Here is a 19,297-nt window from a genome sequence, read left to right on the forward strand (position 1 = left end):
CAACAGTGATGCAACTTCTCATGGAAATCCTGGTCTCAATTTTTTTGTTGATTGGTTCATTCTTCATGCTGGTGGGCGGCATTGGGATGGTTCGTCTGCCCGATTTATTTATGCGCCTGCATGCGCCGACCAAATCCAGTACCCTGGGTCTGGGCAGTTTCCTCATTGCTGCCATGATCTTTTCAGCCTTTCAGGGACGCTTTGGTTTTGCCGAACTGTTATTGACTTTGCTGGCATTCATTACTGCGCCTGTGTCTGCAAATCTTATGGCACAGGCAGCACTACATTTACGTTTACGCTCAACCAGTGGTGAAGTACCTGAAGCACTTGAACGCCCCTTGCCCTGGCAACGTACCCGGCGTCGCAATCCCAAAACAGAAAATGATTCACATAATGATGTCAGCTGAAACCGTTCTTGTTATTCTAAACTTAACTTAAAATTTTATACCGTTTTACACAGATTTATTCTTCTGAGCAGAATTTTCCGCCACAAAAAAGCCACCCGAAGGTGGCTTTTCTTTTTAGCGATTATTCATCATCTTTTTTTGCATCATCAGTTGGAGGTAAATCCTTCACTGCTTCTGCAATCAGACCAAACATATAGTTGCCATATGCGTTGGTTTTGTCGTAATGGAAACGCAAGCGAGGCGTTATACGTGTCTTGATACGACGACTGAGTTCGTGGCGCAGGAAACCAGATGCCTTATTCAAGACATCTAACGTTTCCTTGTTTGCCGCTTCACTTTGCTCATCGCCCAGCTCACGCCCCATCACGGTCACATAAACTTCGGCATATCCTAAATCTGGGCTAACTTTCACCGCAGAGATGGTCACCAGACCACCCAGGCGTGGATCTTTCAGCTCTTGACGAATCAGTTCAGACAACTCGCGCTGAACTGAATCTGCCATACGCTTCAGACGTTGACTACCCGCCATTAAAGACTCCGTTTAATCAATTGAACATCATACACTTCGATCTTGTCTTGTGCTTTGATGTCTTTATAGCCTTTCACTGCAAGACCACATTCCATACCGGCACGAACTTCTTCCACCACTTCTTTATAGCGACGAAGAGATTCAAGCTCACCCTGGAACACCACCACGTCATCACGAAGAATACGGATTGGTTTATTACGGTGCAATACACCTTCAAGTACCATACAACCTGCAGCCGCACCGAATTTGCTTGAGTGGAACACTTCACGCACTTCAGCCACACCCAGAATTGTTTCACGGTGTTCAGGAGCAAGTTTACCGCTCATTGCTGCTTTCACGTCATCAATCAATTGATAGATGATGCTGTAGTAACGAATGTCGATACCGTCTTCATCGGCTTTTTGACGCGCAGTATTGTCGGCACGAACGTTAAAGCCAAGCAATACCGCTTCAGAAGATTCAGCCAGCGTTACGTCAGACTCAGTGATTGCACCGACACCTGAACCAATAATACGTACTTTCACTTCATCAGTTGCCAGTTCGGCAAGTGCCACGTGTAATGCTTCCAAAGTACCGCGCACATCAGTTTTGAGTACCACATTCACAATAGGCACATCTTTCTTGCCCATCGATGCCATGATGTTCTCAAGACGCATTGCAGATTGACGTTCAAGACGTTTTTGACGTTCACGATCCATACGCGCATCGGCAACTTCACGTGCTTTTTTCTCGTCATTCACAACAAGAACTTCATCACCTGCCATTGGTGCTTCCGGAAGACCCAAGATCTCTACAGGAATTGACGGACCTGCAGATTTGATACGTTGACCATTTTCATCCACCATCGCACGAACGCGACCGTAAGATGAACCTGCAAGGACAAGATCACCTACATTCAATGTACCGTTTTGAACCAAGATAGACGTTACCGCACCACGGCTGTTGTCTACACGTGCTTCAATGACCACACCTTGAGCAGCACCTTCTTCAGATGCTTTCAACTCTAGCAATTCTGCTTGAATTGAAATCAGGTCTAGAAGTTCATCAATACCTTGACCTGAGTGTGCTGAAACCATGGCAACCGGTACATCACCGCCCCATTGTTCAGGTACAATCTGTTTCGTGGTCAATTCGTTCAATACACGGTCAGGATCGGCAGACTCTTTATCCATCTTGTTAATTGCAACAATGATTGGCGTACCAGCAGCACGTGCATGATCAATCGCTTCCGCAGTTTGTGGCATTACACCATCATCCGCTGCAACAACCAGCACCACGATATCAGTCGCTTTCGCACCACGTGAACGCATTGCGGTAAACGCTGCGTGTCCTGGGGTATCCAAGAAAGTGATAATGCCTTTATCCGTTTTCACGTGATAAGCACCGATATGCTGGGTAATACCACCCGCTTCGCCTGCAGCCACTTTAGTACGACGGATACGGTCAAGCAGCGAGGTTTTACCATGGTCAACGTGACCCATGATGGTTACGACAGGAGCACGAGTGGTTTGAGCACCACGCGCTTCTTCAGCCGCTTCAAGCAAGTTGTCTTCAGCCTGAGTATCAGAAACTAGAACTGGGTTATGACCCATTTCTTCAACAACCAGCGCTGCAATCTCTTGGTCAATCGCCTGATTCTGAGTAACCAATTCACCCATTTTCATGAGTGCCTTGATAACTTCACGCACCTTCACTGCCATTTTCGCAGCTAAGTCAGCTACGATGATGGTTGAGCCTATTTCAACATCATAAATTTGTTTTTTAACTGGTTTTTCAAAGCCATGCTTGTTCGCCTGACTTGATTTTAAACCGCGTTTATGCGAGTTATCACGGAAAGATTGCTCTTCGCCACGACGACCACCTTTTTTCGGTGCACGCGCATTGGTGGTATTGCCACCACGTTTAATTTCACGGTCTTCTTTCGCAAAAGAATCTTCATATGCCTGACCAACCAGACCGGCAGCCAGTGGAGAATCATCAATCACACGAATTGTTGCCGTGGCATCTTCTGAAGAATACTTGGAAGCCATTTGGCGCATTTGTTCAAGCGTGCGTTGTTGTGCTTCTTCAGCCGATTTACGACGTGCCGCTTCTTCAACTGCTTTTAACTGTGCAGCTTGTGCTTCACGTGCTTTCTTCTGTTCTGGTGTTTCAGTCACTTTAACCGGCTGTTTTACAATCGGCTTGTTGTTTGACTTGCGTTTTACCACAACCGCTGCTTTCGGTACTTCTTGCTTCGCAGTTTCTTGCTTCGCTGCTGCACGCATTGCTTCTAAAGCCTGTTTTGCTTTAGATTCAGGTTGTTGCTTAGGTTCTTCAGCTTTCGCTGCTGGCTTTTGCTCAGCTTCACGCGAATTCTGTTCGGCTTGTGCTTTCGCTAAAGCTTCAGCTTTAATCTGTTCCGGATCTGGCTTAACAAATGTATGCTTCTTACGAACTTCTACATTAATTGTTTTCGCCTTACCTGATGTACTGGCCACTTTAGCAGTACTGGTTGTTTTACGTTTCAACGTGATTTTTCCTGCATTCCCATCGTCCTGACCATGAACTTTCTTCAAATGGTTAACGAGAGTATTTTGTTGTTCAGTGGAAATAATATCTTCAGCTTTACGTTGGGGTAAACCTGCGTCACGAACCTGCTCTAGGAGCTTCTCAACGGGGCGATCCACGCTGAGAGCCAACTCTTTAATCGACTTGTCCGTCATATATTTCCTCCTAGTTAAACCATGATTCGCGCGCTTTCATAATAAGTTGACCCGCTTTTTCCGTACCTAAACCTTCAATATCTTCAATATCGTCAGTGGCTTGGTCAGCTAAATCATCTACAGTCACCACACCGCGAGCCGCAAGGGCATATGCGATTTCCTGTGTCATCCCTTGCATTGCAACAAGTTCAGCACTTGGTTCTTGAATGTTTTCTTGTTGTTTTAATGCATCAGCCAAGGTAATTTCCTTCGCACGGCTTTGCAATAATTCAACTGTTTCAGCATCCAGTTCGATTTCATCAAATGTTTCAGCTGGAACATAAGCAATTTCTTCCAAAGAAGTAAAGCCCATTTCAACCAAAGCCATTGCCAAGTCTTCTTCAATATCCAGACGGGTGACAAACATGTCGAGATATTGTTGAGCTTCATTTTGTTGACGTGCGTAGAATTCCTCTTCGAGCATCATATCCAATTTGTAGCCAGTCAATTCAGAGGCTAAACGGACATTTTGACCTTGTGAACCAATAGCACGTGCCAACTGATCGCTCGCCGCAAAAATGATATCTGCACTGTGAACATCTTCATCAATCGCAATACTGGATACATCTGCAGGCTCTAGCGCACTAGCAATGTACTGTGCCGGATCATCAGACCACACCACCACATCAATACGTTCACCGTTGAGTTCTGACTGTACAGCCTGGATACGTGTACCACGCATACCAATACATGCACCTACAGGATCAATACGGTGATCGTTGGTTTTCACAGCAATTTTAGCACGAACACCCGGCTGGCGTGCAGCTGCTTTAATTTCGATGATTTCTTCAGAAATTTCAGGAATTTCTTTTTTCATCAATGCAATCAGCATTTCAGGACGTGCACGTGACAATAACAGTTGTGCACCGCGACCTTCACGGTTCACGCTATATAAAATCGCGTTTACACGTTGCTTCGGACGAAGAATTTCTTTAGGAATCATCTCTTCACGGGCAAGATAAGCTTCCGCATTGTCACCCAAGTCAATAATAAAGCCATCTTTGGTTTGCTTTTTCACTTCACCATAGATGAGTTCACCGACTTTAGATTCATAGGCATCAGCAACCAGAGCACGTTCAGCTTCACGAATTTTTTGCACAATCACCTGTTTGGCAATTTGCGCAGCAATTCGGCCGAAGTCTATCGATTCCACTTCGAGTTCACGAATGTCACCAATAGACCATTTGGCAGGATCCACATCCGAAATCGCATCCTGACATGCCGGCATTTCGTGATCTTCATCAGCCACCACTTCCCATTGACGGAAAGTACGGTAATCACCTGTTTTACGATCGATTTCCACACGTAGACGTGCTTCTTCCGAGTTTGTGCCCTCATAAAATTTCTTTTTAGTCGCAGCAACAAGCGCTTGTTCTAGCGCTTCAAAGATCGCTTCACGAGGTACACCTTTTTCGTTACTAACCGTTTCTACTACGGTAAGAATTTCACGTGCCATAAGTCACCTATTCGTTCAGATTCTTATTTATTTGGATAAATTAATCTTGGTAAATCAAATTTGCTTTGTCGATATTATGACTATCAATTTCAAGGATTTGTTGCTTTTCAACTTCCACTTGAATGAGTTCATTTTCAAGATCAACAGCAATCAGTTTGGCTTGAAATTTACGACGGTTATCTACAGCACTGATCAGACGCAGCGCAACGGTTTGTCCGATATAACCAGCCATCTGTTCAAGCTGGAAAAATGGACGGTCCCAACCCGGAGAAGAAACTTCTAGTGAATACTCACCAGAAATTGGATCATGTACATCAAGCATGGCACCCACTTGCTGTGTTACACGAACACAGTCTTGTACGCCTATACCTCGACCCTGCTCAAGCTCGCCATCTTCATTCATGACAGGTTGTTCGTTATTTTCATCTGCTTTATCGATATAGATACGCAATAAAGAACGTTTACCCTGAGGAAGAAATTCAATTCCCCAAAGATCGACATTGCATGCTTGCACTGCAGGAGCGATTAGGTCTTGGAGTGCTTGAGTTTTATTTGATAGCTTCATTTACTCTCGTCATTATGGTGCGATTCAATGGTCGCGGTGACCGGTTCAGACTAACTCAACTATATTAGTAGTGAAACATGACGATTTGACCAATAAATGTCGGACACTACACAATAGCCAATAAAAAAGGGCGTAATCGCCCCTATTTACACAGAAAAACCAAAGTCCACTGTGCAAAAAGGCCCACCTTTTTGTGAGCCTTTTAGAAACTTGGTAGCGGGAGCTGGATTTGAACCAACGACCTTCGGGTTATGAGCCCGACGAGCTACCAGACTGCTCCATCCCGCATCAACGTGCAAAAATTATATACAATCTGCTGATCATTTTCAATCAAAAACTGTTCAGTGATTGCTTGATTAAGTTGCACCCTAATCAAATAGTGGTAGCGGGAGCTGGATTTGAACCAACGACCTTCGGGTTATGAGCCCGACGAGCTACCAGACTGCTCCATCCCGCAACAACATTGCAAAAAATTAATCTCACCTTAAATTATCAAAGTGCTTATTTTAGTTTACATCTAAAATAAAGATTGGTAGCGGGAGCTGGATTTGAACCAACGACCTTCGGGTTATGAGCCCGACGAGCTACCAGACTGCTCCATCCCGCATCAACAGATTTGCTGCTTACACCAACTTATGTTCTGGATTATAAGTTGGTGCGGAAGGGGGGACTTGAACCCCCACGCCCGAAGGCACTACCACCTCAAGGTAGCGTGTCTACCAATTCCACCACCACCGCAGCTGTGACGCATTCTAGTCGGATCAGACCCAAAAAGAAAGAACTAAATATATTTATTCGCTAGTTTTTGGTGCAACTGGTGAAGTTTCAGGCGATTGGCTTTGTGCAGGAGCAGTCATTTGTACCGATTTTAAGCTATAGGCATCAGTGGTTTGCTTTTTAGCAAACACCGCTAAACTTAGGCTGGTGACAAAAAACAAGGCTGTTAAAATTGCCGTTAAACGTGTTAAAAAATTAGCCGAACCTGAAGCACCAAAGACGGTTGCTGCTCCACCACCACCAAATGATGCACCCGCATCGGCACCCTTACCATGTTGTACCAGAATCAATACAATCATTAAAATGGCTAAGATAATATGTACTACCAGCACAAATGCATGCATGCTGAACTCCTAATTATTTTGTATTTGCAAAAGCCTGGGCAATTTTATAAAAAGACTCTGCATTTAAAGATGCACCACCAACCAGCGCACCATTAATGTCTGGACAGGCTGCCAACTCTACTGCATTTTCCGGCTTAACACTACCACCATATAAAATTGCCATGCCTGTACCCAAAGGTGTAATTTGGGTTAAACCTGCACGGATTTTGGCATGCATTGCCTGTGCGTCTTCAGGTGAAGCTGTTTTACCCGTACCAATTGCCCAAATGGGTTCATAAGCCACCACTATATTTTTCCACTGTTCAGCCTGAACAACTGTGGCAATATCACAGATTTGTTGCAACACCACCTGCTCGGCCTGACCATTTTCACGCTGATTTAGGCTTTCACCTACGCAATAAATAATGGTTAATCCTGCATTTAAAGCATTTTTAACTTTTTCATTCAAAATCTGGGCAGTTTCACCAAAAATCTCACGACGTTCTGAATGACCAATCAGTACAAAACCGATTTGCTGATCTTTCAGCAGTTCGGCACTTACTTCACCGGTATATGCCCCTGTACCTGCAATACGGGAAACATCCTGTGCAACGGAATAAACAGGGCGCGCTGAACTTGCCAATTCTGCCTGAACACCACTCAAAGCCAGCATGGTCGGTGCAATACCCAAATGACAATCTTGTTCTTTAATTTCATTGTTTTGCAATAATTTTTTTAAATCTTGCAGCAACGCTTTTGCATCTGCCTGCATTGGGTTCATTTTCCAATTGCCGACAACCCAAGGAGTAATAGCCGAACCCGACATACAGTAACCTATTAAAAACAATTCATTAAACCGCGCACATTCTACACGGAATTCAAGATTTTTCAGAAAATTTTCACATGGCTTTTTTATGCGATTCTTATTTTTTTGCAATCCCCTTTTTTACGCTCAAGAAAAACTTCACCCTGTAATACGACTGGTTCAAAGTTTTATCTGATATTAAGTAGATGACAACATTTTAAGATATGGTATTTTTATATAACAAAAGTATAATTCAATGATACCAATTATAAACAAATTGATTAAGCAGGCATATTAGAGCATGGCAGCATTACAAGGTTCACCAAGATTTACGGGTTTTATTCGATGTTTAGTCGAAGATGGCTTAGTTTCTGCTGAAAATATGCAGAGTGCAATATTGAATGCAAAAAAAGCCAATCAAGATATTGTGCCTTTTTTAATTGATCAATTGAAAATTTCCTCCTTGGCTATTGCAGAAAAAATTTCTCAAGAATTTGGAGAACCTCTTTTTGATTTGAGTGCCTATGACTCTGCTCAAATTATCCGAGAAGGGCTGGATGAAAAAATCATTAGCAAACATTGTATTCTGCCCATTTTTAAACGCGGGAATTTACTCTACGTCGCAACCAGTAATCCCACCAATATAGAAGCCATGGATGCGATCCGCTTCAGCAGTAAGATGAATATCGAAGCGATTATTGTAGAGCACCAGAAATTACACCAGCTGATTGAACAAAACTTTACCCAGGCGGACAGTTTTGAGTTTTCTGATGAAGATATCGATCTAAATCTAGAGCAAGATGATTTAAGTCAAAAAGAAGATGAAGATGATGGTCCTCAAGGGGATGAAGCTCCCATCGTTAAGTACATCAATAAACTGTTAATTGATGCCATTCGTATGGGTGCTTCGGATTTACATTTCGAACCGTATGAAAAGTCATATCGGGTGCGTTATCGTATTGATGGCGTGCTCCGTCAAATTGCCAATCCGCCGTTACAGCTGTCCACACGTTTAGCCTCGCGCTTAAAAGTCATGTCACAAATGGATATTTCTGAAAAGCGTTTACCTCAAGATGGACGGATCAAGCTCAAACTTTCAAAAAGCAAAGCTATTGACTTTCGTGTCAACTCTTTACCGACACTGTTTGGGGAAAAACTGGTCCTGCGTATTCTGGATCCATCCAGTGCCATGCTGGGTATTGATGCATTGGGCTATGAACCAGAGCAAAAAGAACTGTTTATGCAAGCACTGGAAAAACCTCAAGGCATGCTACTGATTACAGGTCCAACCGGTTCCGGTAAAACCGTATCGCTCTATACGGGTTTGAATATTCTGAATCGTGAAGATACCAATATTTCCACAGCTGAAGACCCGGTAGAAATTAACCTGGAAGGGATTAATCAGGTCAATGTTAACGCTAAAGTCGGTTTAACCTTCTCTGCTGCGCTTAAATCATTTTTACGTCAAGATCCAGATATTGTCATGGTTGGTGAGATCCGGGATCTGGAAACAGCTGAAATTGCCGTAAAAGCGGCCCAGACCGGTCATATGGTGATGTCGACCCTGCACACCAACAGTGCACCAGAAACCTTAACCCGTTTACGCAATATGGGTGTTCCTTCCTTTAACATTGCAACTTCTGTCAACCTAGTGATTGCACAACGTTTAGCACGTCGTCTATGTCCTCAGTGTAAAATTCCGGCAGAGATTCCTGGACCCAGCCTGCTGGAAATGGGTTTTACTGAGGAAGATTTGAAACATCCAGACTTTCAGGTATATCAACCGGTAGGCTGTTCCGAGTGCCGTGAAGGTTATAAAGGTCGTGTCGGTATTTATGAGGTCATGAAAGTGACCCCTGAAATTTCGAAAATTATTATGGAAGATGGTAATGCACTTGAAATTGCAGCAGCATCTGAAAAATCGGGGTTTAATAATTTACGCCGTTCAGGATTAATTAAGGTTATGCAGGGGGTGACTTCGCTTCAGGAAGTCAATCGTGTAACCAGTGAATAAATGAAAATTTAAAATAAGGATAAACGCATGGCTGTCAAAAAAGCACAGATGATGCCCATCTTCAGTTATGAAGGTGTTGATCGTAAAGGGGAAAAACTTAAAGGGGAACTTCCTGCGCGGAATATGGCACTTGCTAAAGTGACTTTACGCAAGCAGGGCATCACGATTAAACATATTCGGGAAAAACGTAAAAACATTCTCGAAGGTTTAATGAAAAAGAAAGTGTCCACCCTGGATATCACTATTTTTACCCGCCAGCTGGCCACCATGATGAAAGCTGGGGTTCCTTTGGTTCAAAGCTTTGAGATTGTAGCAGAGGGTCTGGAAAATCCATCCATGCGTGAAGTAGTACTTGGTATTAAAGGTGAGGTTGAAGGCGGCAATACTTTTGCTGGTGCCTTGCGTAAGTACCCACAATATTTTGACAACCTGTTCTGTTCTTTAGTGGAATCTGGTGAACAGTCTGGTGCCCTGGAAACCATGCTTGATCGTGTCGCGATCTATAAAGAGAAGAGCGAACTGTTAAAGCAAAAAATTAAAAAAGCCATGAAATATCCGGCAGCTGTCATTGTAGTTGCCGTGATCGTGACCATTATTTTGATGGTTAAAGTGGTACCTGTGTTCCAGGACCTCTTTAGTTCATTTGGTGCCGATTTACCTGCCTTTACCAAAATGGTGGTAAATATGTCGGAATGGATGCAAAAGTACTGGTTTATTCTGATTATTGCCATTGGTGCGATGATTGCCGGATTTCTTGAAGCAAAAAAACGCAGTAAAAAATTCCGTGATTTTCTTGATAAAGCAGCCCTCAAAGCCCCTATTTTTGGCGACCTGGTCTATAAAGCCATTATTGCCCGTTATAGTCGTACTCTAGCCACCACCTTTGCGGCCGGTGTTCCCTTGATTGATGCATTGGAATCCACTGCAGGCGCAACTAACAATTGTGTTTATGAAGCAGCGGTGATGAAAATCCGTGATGATGTAGCCACAGGCCAACAGCTACAATTTGCCATGCGTGTCACCAACAAATTTCCGTCTATGGCTGTACAGATGGTGGCGATTGGTGAAGAGTCTGGGGCACTGGATGCCATGCTGGATAAAGTCGCAACGCATTTCGAAAATGAAGTCGACAATGCGGTCGATGGTTTAACCTCGATGATGGAACCCCTCATTATGGCCGTGCTGGGTGTGCTGGTTGGTGGTCTGGTGATTGCCATGTATCTTCCAATTTTCCAAATGGGTTCTGTGGTTTAATGCAAGATTTCATTTCTTATTTTATGATTAACCCAACTGCTTTATATATTGCCGTTGGGCTTTTTAGTCTCTGTATCGGCAGTTTTCTCAATGTCGTGATTTATCGAACGCCGAAAATGATGGAGCAAGAGTGGCGGCAGGATTGTCAAATATTGCTGCATCCCGAACAGGCCATTATTGACGAAACAAAAATCACCCTCAGCAAGCCAGATTCAACCTGTCCGAAATGCCAAACACCCATTCGCTGGTATCAGAATATTCCTATCATCAGCTGGCTGGTTTTACGGGGCAAATGCGGTTCTTGCAAAAATCCGATCAGTATTCGCTATCCATTCATTGAATTGTTAACTGCAACATGTTCCCTGATTATTGTGGCAGTCTTCGGCCCTACCCTGCAGATGCTGTTTGGCCTGATCCTCACCTGGGTACTGATTGCACTGACCTTTATTGATTTTGATACCCAGCTTCTCCCAGACCGCTATACCTTAACTCTGGCCGCCTTAGGTTTGGGAATCAATAGCTATAGTATCTATACCAGTCCAACCTCTGCCATCTGGGGCTATATTATTGGTTTCCTGTGTTTGTGGATTGTCTATTATCTGTTTAAGATCATTACCGGTAAAGAAGGTATGGGCTATGGCGACTTTAAACTTCTGGCTGCCTTAGGTGCCTGGATGGGGCCATTGATGCTCCCATTGATCGTATTGCTCTCTTCTTTCGTCGGTGCCGTGATTGGCATTATTCTGCTGAAAGTACGCAAAGAGAACCAGCCTTTTGCATTTGGCCCTTATATTGCCATTGCCGGATGGATTGCTTTTATTTGGGGTGAGCAGATTATGAAAATCTATTTGGGTCAGTAATTTTTAGGGACATCTATGACTTTTATCTTGGGTTTAACGGGAGGGATTGGTAGTGGAAAATCGGCCGCCAGCAACTGGTTTGAAACCCAGGGCATTACTGTGGTCGATGCTGATATTGTCGCGCGCGAGATAGTAACCAAAGGACAGCCAGCCTTACAACAGATTCATGCGGCTTTTGGCGATTGGGTTTTATCAGACAATGGCGAGCTGAATCGTCGGGCTTTACGCGAACATATTTTTAAATATCCTGAAGCACGTAAAACGCTGGAAAGTATTACCCATCCTGCAATTCGAGAGTCTATTATTCAACAGCTGCAGGCTGCGACCAGCCCTTATGTAATCTTGGTCTCTCCCCTGCTGTTTGAAACCAACCAGCATGAACTGACTGATCATACCCTGCTGATTGATGCATCAATTGATTTGCAGATTCAGCGGGCTGCTATGCGTGATCACCAGTCCATTGAACAAATTGAAAAAATTATTCAGTCCCAGATGCCACGTGAACAAAAGCGTCGTTTGGCTGATGATATTGTGCTGAATGACGGTCATCTTGACCATTTATACAGCCATTTAAGACCGTTGCATGAAGCTTATTTGAAACGCTGAAATTAAAAAAAGCAGTCGATTAGGACTGCTTTTTTTGTTGATCAAGTTGCTGCTGCAAACTGTCTTGATGACCTATCCAGCGCCATGGCTGTAATGCACCGATCGCCATTCCGATCAAGCCACAAATAATGGCCAGACTTAAAGGCTCTCCCAATAGCGGTACCGCTAAAATTGCTGCCATAAACGGGGCCAAAGTCACGATACTTCCCGTTTTGAATGCACCCAGACGCTTAATCGCTTCTACATAAGTCAGTGTGGCCACAATGACCACAAAGATACCATGAAAAATCACCTGTAGCATTAAATGCACAGGTTCGGGTGCCGTTAAATTTTTCGGCAAAAACAATAGATAAATCGGCACATAGATAATCGCCGACCAGATGGCAACACCTGCCATAGAATGCCAGGCAGAAAGTTTCCATTGGCGTAACAATACGGTGAATACACCCCACCAGATCGCACTCAGGAAAAATAGCATGTCACCAAAACCAAAGGCCACCCCGGTTTCCTGATACATCAAGAAGCTCATTGCAGTGATCGCACTCAGCATAATCACCAAACTAATCCGGATGTGTTTATCTAAAGGCTGTTTAAATAATATCAATCCAGCTAAAGCTGTACACAGCGGAATACAGCCATTCAGGAAAATGGCTGCATGCGCTGCTGGTACATAATGAAAGGCACTATAAGAGGTCAGGCAATACGCTACCCCACCGATCATTGCCAGGATAAAGGGTTGTTTTTTCCATAAAAAAGCGGTGTCTTTTTTATAGAGTAAAATGGGCATGAGAATACAAAATGCCAAGGCAAAACGTAAGGCGGTAATATCCCAGGCACTAATTCCCCACTGGGCATTCAGGCGAGAAGTAATGGTAAATCCGCCCCAAATACACATGGTAATGGCGACATAAAGATAACCTTGAGACCGGGGCGACATAGCAAACAACTTTTAAATAGCAAAGAAAAATTACAGGTTACGTTGACGACAGGCTTCATACAGTGCCATACCGGTGGCAACACTGACATTTAAGCTTTGCAAGTTTCCGGCCATTGGAATATAGACCTTCTGATCACATTGTGACTGGGTAATTGGACGCAGACCTGTATCTTCAGCCCCCATTACGACACACACTGCCGTACCGGTAAAATCAAATTGATCAATCGGTAAGGCTTTTTCATCCAGCATGGTTCCAACTACACGTACATTAAATTCATCTTTGATATGGCCCAAAGTACGCGCCAGATTGGTCACCTGAATAAACTTCACTTTTTCTGCGCCACCGGCAGCAACCTTACGTGCAGTTGGCGTTAGGCTTGCAGAACGGTCACGCGAAACCACTACAGCTTCAACCCCCATGGCAGCAGCTGTACGGATACATGCGCCCAAATTATGCGGATCGGTGACCTGATCCAGTGCCAGCAAAAGTGCTTGAGGATTTTGCTTCAGCACGGCATCCAGATCCTGTTCATTCAATACCGGATGCGGACGCACTGCCGCAACTACACCCTGATGAAAAGGTTGGCCTGCCAGTTTTTCCAGTTTGTCACGGCTGGCTTGTTGCACGCTAATACCAAAAGGTTCAGCCAGAGCCAAGACGTTTTTCAAACGCTGGTCATCACGGCCTTTCAAGGTAAATAAAGTCAGTACGCGCTCAGGCTCGATTTCTAATAATGACTCCACCGAGTGAACGCCATAATAATATTCTGGTTTTGCCATGAACGGCCTCTAAAATCTATGGTGACTATGGGTAACGATGCAAAAAGAAAAATCCTGCAAAGCAGGCTTTACAGGATTGATGCTTGAATCTAGTTTAACCGATTCAGGTTAAAATTTCTTTGTCTTATCCAGGACGAATACTTAGCCTTCGAAGTGACAGACATAATCGAGCACTTCATCGGTCTCGATTTTAAAACGGCTATTGCCTGGTACATAGAAAGACTGACCGGCACGGAACAGTTCACTTTCAGTTTTGTCACCAATTTGGACACGACATTCACCTGAAATAATTTCCATACGTTCAGGTACATGTGTTTGAAAGGTCAAAGCCTGTTCTGTTGGCAAAATTACCCCTAAGGTTTTTTTGGTGCCATCTTCAAACTGCACGGTATGACTGATACACAACCCATCGAAATAAACATTCGACTTTTTGACAACCGAAACGTGATCAAACTGATTTGACATGCGTATTCTCCAGATAATGCGCATTTATAATTTTTGCCTGAGCTAGTTTAAAGCCGAGTATTAAACTAATCAATCATTGTTTCTTTCCGTCAAATCAATATTTTTCAAATTTTTACAAATATTTTTTCTATAAACTTCAAAGAAAAGCTAGAGAGTGATGCACGAACTTCTGCATAAATGAAATGCTAAGCTCAAATTATTGCCAATTTTTCCCCGACCAAAGGTGAATAACATTCCCCAGTATTAATCCTACCTTTAAATCATCCGCATTATATGGTTCAGGTTTTGCAGGACTAGATCGAGCTGCGCATCAGTTTTTTATCTTTTTCTGAAAATAAGAGGCTATTGATCGATGGCAAATTTTATCGGCTATTTTCAGCTGCGCGTTTCATTTTCTTCGCCCAGATAAGGTAAGATATTGATGTTTTAAATCCTTTTAAAATAAAAGCTGTCTTGTGACCAAAACAAAATTTCACTATCTTAGATTAAAACTTTTCGCAGCTTGGATGCGTTTATGCTGACACATTTAACTCTCATCAATTTTGCTTTAGCTGATCACTTAGCCATTGATATTGAAAAAGGTTTCAATGTCTTGACGGGTGAAACCGGGGCGGGTAAATCGTTATTACTGGATGCCCTGTCTGCCTGCCTGGGTGAACGTACCGATACCAATTATGTACGTTTCGGTTCGGATAAAGCTGATGTGACGGCCGTTTTTAGTTATCAGGAACACAGCCATGAAGCCCAATGGTTAAAAGCACATGAGTTGGATGATGAGTCAGGCGAAATTCATTTACGTCGGGTGATTTTTGCTACAGGTCGTAGCAAAGCCTGGATTAATGGCCGTCCAAGCAGCTTGTCAGAGCTGAAAGAAATTGGGCGTTTGCTGGTACAACTCTATAGTCAGCACAGTCAGCAGCAACTGTTAGAACCGCCCTATCCTAAGCACTGGCTCGACCGTTACAGCAACTTTTATCAGCCTGCGCAAGATGTTCGTAATGCCTATAGCACCTGGCAAAAAGACATTCGCCAGCATCAAGCCGCTTTGGATGCACAAGCCACCCGCAAACAGCGGATCGAAACTTTAGAGTTGCAACTGGAAGAACTCGAAGACATTACCCAGATTGACTATAAAGAGATTGAACAGGAATTTGACCGTTTAAGCCATCATGAACATATTATGCTGGACTGCAGTTATAGCTTAAATGTGCTGGATGAAGCCGAACAAAACCTGACCCAGGAACTTTCTTCAATTATTCGTCGTCTGGAATCACATGCTGGTCGTAGTGAGCAGCTTGCTGAAATCTATAATTCACTGATCAATGCACAAAGTGAAATGGATGATGCAACGGCAAACTTGCGTCAGTTTATCGATCGCCAAAGCTTCGATCCTGAACGGATGGAAGAATTGAACTCACAACTGGAAATTTTCCACCGTTTAGCGCGTAAATACCGCACTCAGCCAGAGACACTAAAAGAAGAATACCAAGCTTGGCAGACTGAACTAGAACAATTGCATCAGCTGGAAGACCCGGAAACCTTGGCTGAACAGGTCGAGTTATCGCATCAGGAATTTTTAGCCAAAGCACAATATCTGGATGAAATTCGCCGTGAAGCCGCAATCCCCTTGGCAAAACAACTGACTGAACAGGTCAAGCAGCTGGCTTTGCCGGAGGCTTATTTTGAATTCAAGTTTGAGCCTTTAGAGCAGGTCAGTGCCGAAGGTTTGAGCTTTATTCAACTGCTGTTTACTGCGAACAAGGGTATTCCGCCACAGCCTTTGGCACGTGTTGCTTCCGGAGGTGAACTGTCACGTATTGCCCTGGTGATGCAAGTCATGAATGCTGAAAAAACCGAAGCGGAAGTGCTGGTCTTCGATGAAATCGATGTCGGGATTAGTGGCGGTACTGCAGAAATGGTCGGCCGTTTGCTGGCGGATTTGGCCCAGCATGTACAGATCTTATGTATTACCCATCAGGCTCAGGTGGCGGCACAATCCGATCAGCATCTGCTGGTGAAAAAGCGTCAGACCGATCCGGCCAGCAGTACCATCATTAATCTTGCAGAAGAACAGCGCATTGATGAACTGGCCCGTATGACCGGCGGCGTCGAAATTAATGATACGACCCTGCAACATGCCAAGCAGTTACGTCAACTTAAGTTTCAACAGGTATAGGTTTGAGGTTTAAATCACAAAAAATGATTGGCGAAACCCAATTAGTTTAGTAACTTGGTCATAAGCGCTTAGTTAATTTAATCAGTTTTTGATTTTAAGGGGGAATGGCTTAGATGACTAAACAATATCTGACACATCGCTGTCTCATTGCACCTCCTGATTTAGCCGATGACTTTTTTGCCAATACGGTAATTTATTTGGCACGCCATGATGAAGATGGCGCACAAGGCATTATCATCAACCGCCCATCCGGTCTTTCAATCAAGGAATTGTTGAATGATCTGGAAATTGAAGCAGACAATGTCAATCCTCATGCCGTCTTGCAAGGGGGGCCTTTGCGTCCTGAAGCCGGATTTGTACTGCATACCGGTCAACCGACCTGGCATTCATCCATTGCTGTGGGTGAAAATGTCTGTATTACCACGTCTAAAGATATCCTCGATGCCATCGCCCACAATGAAGGCGTTGGACGCTACCAAATTGCTTTGGGTTATGCCAGCTGGGGCAAGAATCAGCTGGAACAGGAAATCGCCCGTGGTGACTGGCTAATCTGTGATTCTGATATGGATTTGATTTTTAACTTGCCTTATGACGACCGCTGGGATGCGGCCTATAAAAAAATGGGCCTGGACCGCACCTGGTTGTCATCAGAGATTGGACATGCCTGATTTATCACAACCGCACATGATTATGGCATTTGATTTCGGTACCCAGAAAATGGGCATGGCAGTCGGTCAATCGCTGATTGAAAGTGCCAATCCGCTTGCCCTGTTTCCGATGAAAGATGGCATTCCGAACTGGGATGCTTTACTGAAAATCGTCAAACAATATCAACCGAGCTTATTTCTGGTCGGTTTACCGTTGAATATGGATGATAGCGAATCGGAACTTTCCGCACGTTCACGCAAATTTGCCCGACGCTTGCGTCATCAGACCAATATTGAAACATTGATGGTCGATGAGCGCCTGACCACCCGTGAAGCACGTGATGAACTTGACCAATATCAGTCTCAAGGTCGTGGCAAAAAACTGGCAGCTGACAGTATTGCCGCAGCCTTATTTATCGAGAGCTGGTATCGCAATCCGGTAGGTTTAACCCCGTAAAGTTGAATTAACAAATAATAAAAAAGCATCCTCTCGGATGCTTTTTTATTGCAATGAATCAGGTCGAATCTATTCGAATTTATTGGGCTTTTTTCTCAATATGTACAGTCGCAGTACGTCCTGCCACAAAGGCCAGCTGGTTCTTCGGCAATTCATCAATCATAATTTTTACTGGTACACGTTGTGCCAGACGCACCCAACTAAAGGTTGGATTGACATTGGCAAGTAATCCCGTAGTGGATGTACGTTCGCGGTCTTCAATCCCGGAAGCAATGCCCTGAACATGACCTTTGAGTTTTTGTGAATCGCCCATGAGCTGAATGGTTGCAGGAGCACCAACATAAATCTTGTCGAGTTTAGTTTCTTCAAAATACCCCACCACATACAGCTGCTGACGGTTTAACAGTGCAGCCACTGCCTGCCCGACTTTGACATAGTTGCCTTGCTGTAATTCAAAATTGGATAAGGTGCCATCAGCCGGTGCCACCACTTCAGAGCGGTTTAAATTTAGTTCGGACAGGTGCAGATTGCTGTTGGCCACTTCAATCAGGGCTTTTTGCTGCACAATATTGGCTTTGGCCTGATCAATCGCAGCCAGCATTTGCTCATGTTCGGCATGTGACTGATCTCGCGTTGCAAACATCTGGTCCTGTTCCTGTTTTGAAATCGCACCCTCCATAAGGTTGGCATAGCGGTTGGCATTTTTATCCGCCAGATTGATATTGGCTTGAGATTTCACCAGATTGGCTTTGGCCTGAGCCAGTTCTGCTTCGGCAGCAGCCAGGCCTGCCTTGGCTTTAGACAGGTCCGATCTGGCCTGTTCCACATCCAGGGCTTGACGGGCCACATCAATTTTAAACAGCACCTGCCCTTTTTTCACAGTCTGGTTATCCTGCACCAAGACCTCCGTGATCAAACCCGCAACATCTGAAGAGACTTGAATCACATCGCCGCGTATTCGGCCATCACGGGTCCACGGCTCAGAATTGTAATAATCCCAAATATGTTTTACCGCCAAAATTGCAACGACAGCGACTATGGTAAATAGCACCGGTCGGACGACTTTACGCAAGTCTAAAAATGTCATGGAAAACCTCATTCATTTCAAAAAATGTCTGCTTAGCCCCAGCAGACAATAAAACCCCAATGCATTAACCACAGCAGCGCAAGATAAATGCAGAGATAAAAAATATTCGGCAGCGGAATCCAGCCCTGTTCCACAACACGGTCAAGCACGTGCATCACTACACGCAGTACGACGTAGGCCAATACCGCCTGAATCAGCAGAATCGGGACATATACCCCATAGACATTTAACTCACCCATGGACAACTTCTCCAAGTTGTATCTCTTCTAGGACTTACGCAGTATTATTTATAGATTCTCTGTGGTAGCAGATGATTTTTATCGAGAATAAAGTCATCAATGAAGTTTTTGATCATTGGTCTAAATAATTTCTTCTGCCAACGATATACATTTTCAAAGATCCGCTCAA

19 protein-coding genes, 4 tRNA genes and 1 pseudogene are annotated in these 19,297 nt (G+C 44.1%); 8 read left to right on the forward strand and 16 right to left on the reverse strand.

Annotated features, from left to right (window positions below; translation table 11 throughout):
• Positions 1–8 precede the first annotated feature (8 nt).
• Entirely contained in the window at positions 9–407 is a 399-nt protein-coding gene (locus FTU91_RS00450) for a Na+/H+ antiporter subunit G (RefSeq protein ID WP_180044584.1), read from the forward strand.
• A 121-nt stretch (positions 408–528) separates the two neighbouring features.
• Here FTU91_RS00450 and FTU91_RS00455 read toward each other — a convergent pair whose 3' ends face one another.
• From FTU91_RS00455 to tpiA, 10 genes are all read right to left on the reverse strand, one after another.
• The gene (locus FTU91_RS00455) at positions 529–936 is read right to left on the reverse strand and encodes a ribosome-binding factor A (RefSeq protein WP_180080196.1); all 408 of its coding nucleotides are present in this window, start codon (positions 934–936) and stop codon (positions 529–531) included.
• Positions 936–3,641, reverse strand: a complete 2,706-nt coding sequence (gene infB / locus FTU91_RS00460) for a translation initiation factor IF-2 (protein WP_166169537.1) — start codon at positions 3,639–3,641, stop codon at positions 936–938. The genes FTU91_RS00455 and infB overlap by 1 nt, the downstream gene beginning before the upstream one ends.
• Before the next feature lie 10 nt (positions 3,642–3,651).
• Positions 3,652–5,136, reverse strand: coding sequence for a transcription termination factor NusA (gene nusA / locus FTU91_RS00465; RefSeq protein WP_180080199.1), 1,485 nt, complete (start codon positions 5,134–5,136; stop codon positions 3,652–3,654).
• A gap of 40 nt (positions 5,137–5,176) precedes the next feature.
• Positions 5,177–5,701 carry a ribosome maturation factor RimP gene (gene rimP, locus FTU91_RS00470; protein ID WP_086195210.1) on the reverse strand — a complete coding sequence of 175 codons (525 nt, stop codon included), beginning with the start codon at positions 5,699–5,701 and terminating at the stop codon, positions 5,177–5,179.
• A 211-nt stretch (positions 5,702–5,912) separates the two neighbouring features.
• Positions 5,913–5,989 (reverse strand) — tRNA-Met (locus tag FTU91_RS00475).
• 92 nt (positions 5,990–6,081) lie between these two features.
• Positions 6,082–6,158: transfer RNA gene (locus FTU91_RS00480), tRNA-Met, on the reverse strand.
• Between the two features lie 73 nt (positions 6,159–6,231).
• Positions 6,232–6,308, reverse strand: a tRNA-Met gene (locus FTU91_RS00485).
• A 46-nt stretch (positions 6,309–6,354) separates the two neighbouring features.
• Positions 6,355–6,439 (reverse strand) — tRNA-Leu (locus FTU91_RS00490).
• A gap of 53 nt (positions 6,440–6,492) precedes the next feature.
• Positions 6,493–6,822: a preprotein translocase subunit SecG gene (gene secG, locus FTU91_RS00495; RefSeq protein WP_180080201.1), complete on the reverse strand. Its 330-nt coding sequence runs from the start codon at positions 6,820–6,822 to the stop codon at positions 6,493–6,495.
• Between the two features lie 13 nt (positions 6,823–6,835).
• Positions 6,836–7,627, reverse strand: a complete 792-nt coding sequence (tpiA, locus tag FTU91_RS00500; protein ID WP_180080204.1) for a triose-phosphate isomerase — start codon at positions 7,625–7,627, stop codon at positions 6,836–6,838.
• A gap of 280 nt (positions 7,628–7,907) precedes the next feature.
• On the opposite strand from tpiA, the gene pilB reads away from it, so the two are divergent.
• The 4 genes from pilB to coaE are packed head-to-tail and all read left to right on the forward strand — an operon-like array spanning position 7,908 to position 12,340.
• On the forward strand, positions 7,908–9,620 hold the full coding sequence (pilB, locus tag FTU91_RS00505; RefSeq protein WP_180042609.1) for a type IV-A pilus assembly ATPase PilB: 1,713 nt from the start codon (positions 7,908–7,910) through the stop codon (positions 9,618–9,620).
• 27 nt (positions 9,621–9,647) lie between these two features.
• Positions 9,648–10,874, forward strand: coding sequence for a type II secretion system F family protein (locus tag FTU91_RS00510; protein WP_180042610.1), 1,227 nt, complete (start codon positions 9,648–9,650; stop codon positions 10,872–10,874).
• The gene (locus FTU91_RS00515; protein WP_180042611.1) at positions 10,874–11,734 is read left to right on the forward strand and encodes an A24 family peptidase; all 861 of its coding nucleotides are present in this window, start codon (positions 10,874–10,876) and stop codon (positions 11,732–11,734) included. The genes FTU91_RS00510 and FTU91_RS00515 overlap by 1 nt, the downstream gene beginning before the upstream one ends.
• 15 nt (positions 11,735–11,749) lie before the next feature.
• Positions 11,750–12,340, forward strand: coding sequence for a dephospho-CoA kinase (gene coaE, locus FTU91_RS00520; protein WP_180042612.1), 591 nt, complete (start codon positions 11,750–11,752; stop codon positions 12,338–12,340).
• Between the two features lie 19 nt (positions 12,341–12,359).
• Here the strand turns inward: coaE and FTU91_RS00525 are convergent, their stop codons facing one another.
• The 3 genes from FTU91_RS00525 to FTU91_RS00535 form a co-directional block, all read right to left on the reverse strand.
• The gene (locus tag FTU91_RS00525) at positions 12,360–13,277 is read right to left on the reverse strand and encodes a DMT family transporter (RefSeq protein ID WP_180080207.1); all 918 of its coding nucleotides are present in this window, start codon (positions 13,275–13,277) and stop codon (positions 12,360–12,362) included.
• Positions 13,278–13,307: 30 nt separating this feature from the next.
• A complete protein-coding gene (gene rlmB / locus FTU91_RS00530; protein ID WP_180080210.1) occupies positions 13,308–14,057 on the reverse strand; it encodes a 23S rRNA (guanosine(2251)-2'-O)-methyltransferase RlmB in 750 nt (249 codons plus the stop codon).
• Between the two features lie 141 nt (positions 14,058–14,198).
• Positions 14,199–14,522, reverse strand: a complete 324-nt coding sequence (locus FTU91_RS00535; protein WP_086195201.1) for a pyrimidine/purine nucleoside phosphorylase — start codon at positions 14,520–14,522, stop codon at positions 14,199–14,201.
• Positions 14,523–15,036: 514 nt separating this feature from the next.
• On the opposite strand from FTU91_RS00535, the gene recN reads away from it, so the two are divergent.
• The 3 genes from recN (at position 15,037) to ruvX (ending at position 17,802) form a co-directional block, all read left to right on the forward strand.
• Positions 15,037–16,698, forward strand: coding sequence for a DNA repair protein RecN (gene recN / locus FTU91_RS00540; protein WP_180080214.1), 1,662 nt, complete (start codon positions 15,037–15,039; stop codon positions 16,696–16,698).
• 113 nt (positions 16,699–16,811) lie between these two features.
• Positions 16,812–17,366: a YqgE/AlgH family protein gene (locus FTU91_RS00545; RefSeq protein WP_086195199.1), complete on the forward strand. Its 555-nt coding sequence runs from the start codon at positions 16,812–16,814 to the stop codon at positions 17,364–17,366.
• Complete coding sequence (gene ruvX / locus FTU91_RS00550; RefSeq protein WP_180080217.1) at positions 17,359–17,802, forward strand: Holliday junction resolvase RuvX; 444 nt, start codon at positions 17,359–17,361, stop codon at positions 17,800–17,802. The genes FTU91_RS00545 and ruvX overlap by 8 nt, the downstream gene beginning before the upstream one ends.
• Before the next feature lie 79 nt (positions 17,803–17,881).
• On the opposite strand, the gene FTU91_RS00555 is transcribed toward ruvX, so the two are convergent.
• The 3 genes and pseudogenes from FTU91_RS00555 to FTU91_RS00565 all read right to left on the reverse strand — a co-directional run.
• Positions 17,882–18,889 (reverse strand): HlyD family secretion protein, encoded by a 1,008-nt coding sequence (locus FTU91_RS00555; protein ID WP_180080220.1) that lies wholly within the window; start codon positions 18,887–18,889, stop codon positions 17,882–17,884.
• 32 nt (positions 18,890–18,921) lie between these two features.
• Complete coding sequence (locus tag FTU91_RS00560) at positions 18,922–19,128, reverse strand: DUF1656 domain-containing protein (protein ID WP_180080223.1); 207 nt, start codon at positions 19,126–19,128, stop codon at positions 18,922–18,924.
• A gap of 44 nt (positions 19,129–19,172) precedes the next feature.
• Positions 19,173–19,297, reverse strand: a pseudogene (locus FTU91_RS00565) (IS701 family transposase); the annotation flags it as partial.

Origin of the sequence: Acinetobacter sp. YH12201, assembly GCF_013418145.1 — a bacterium.
Taxonomy (GTDB): domain Bacteria; phylum Pseudomonadota; class Gammaproteobacteria; order Pseudomonadales; family Moraxellaceae; genus Acinetobacter.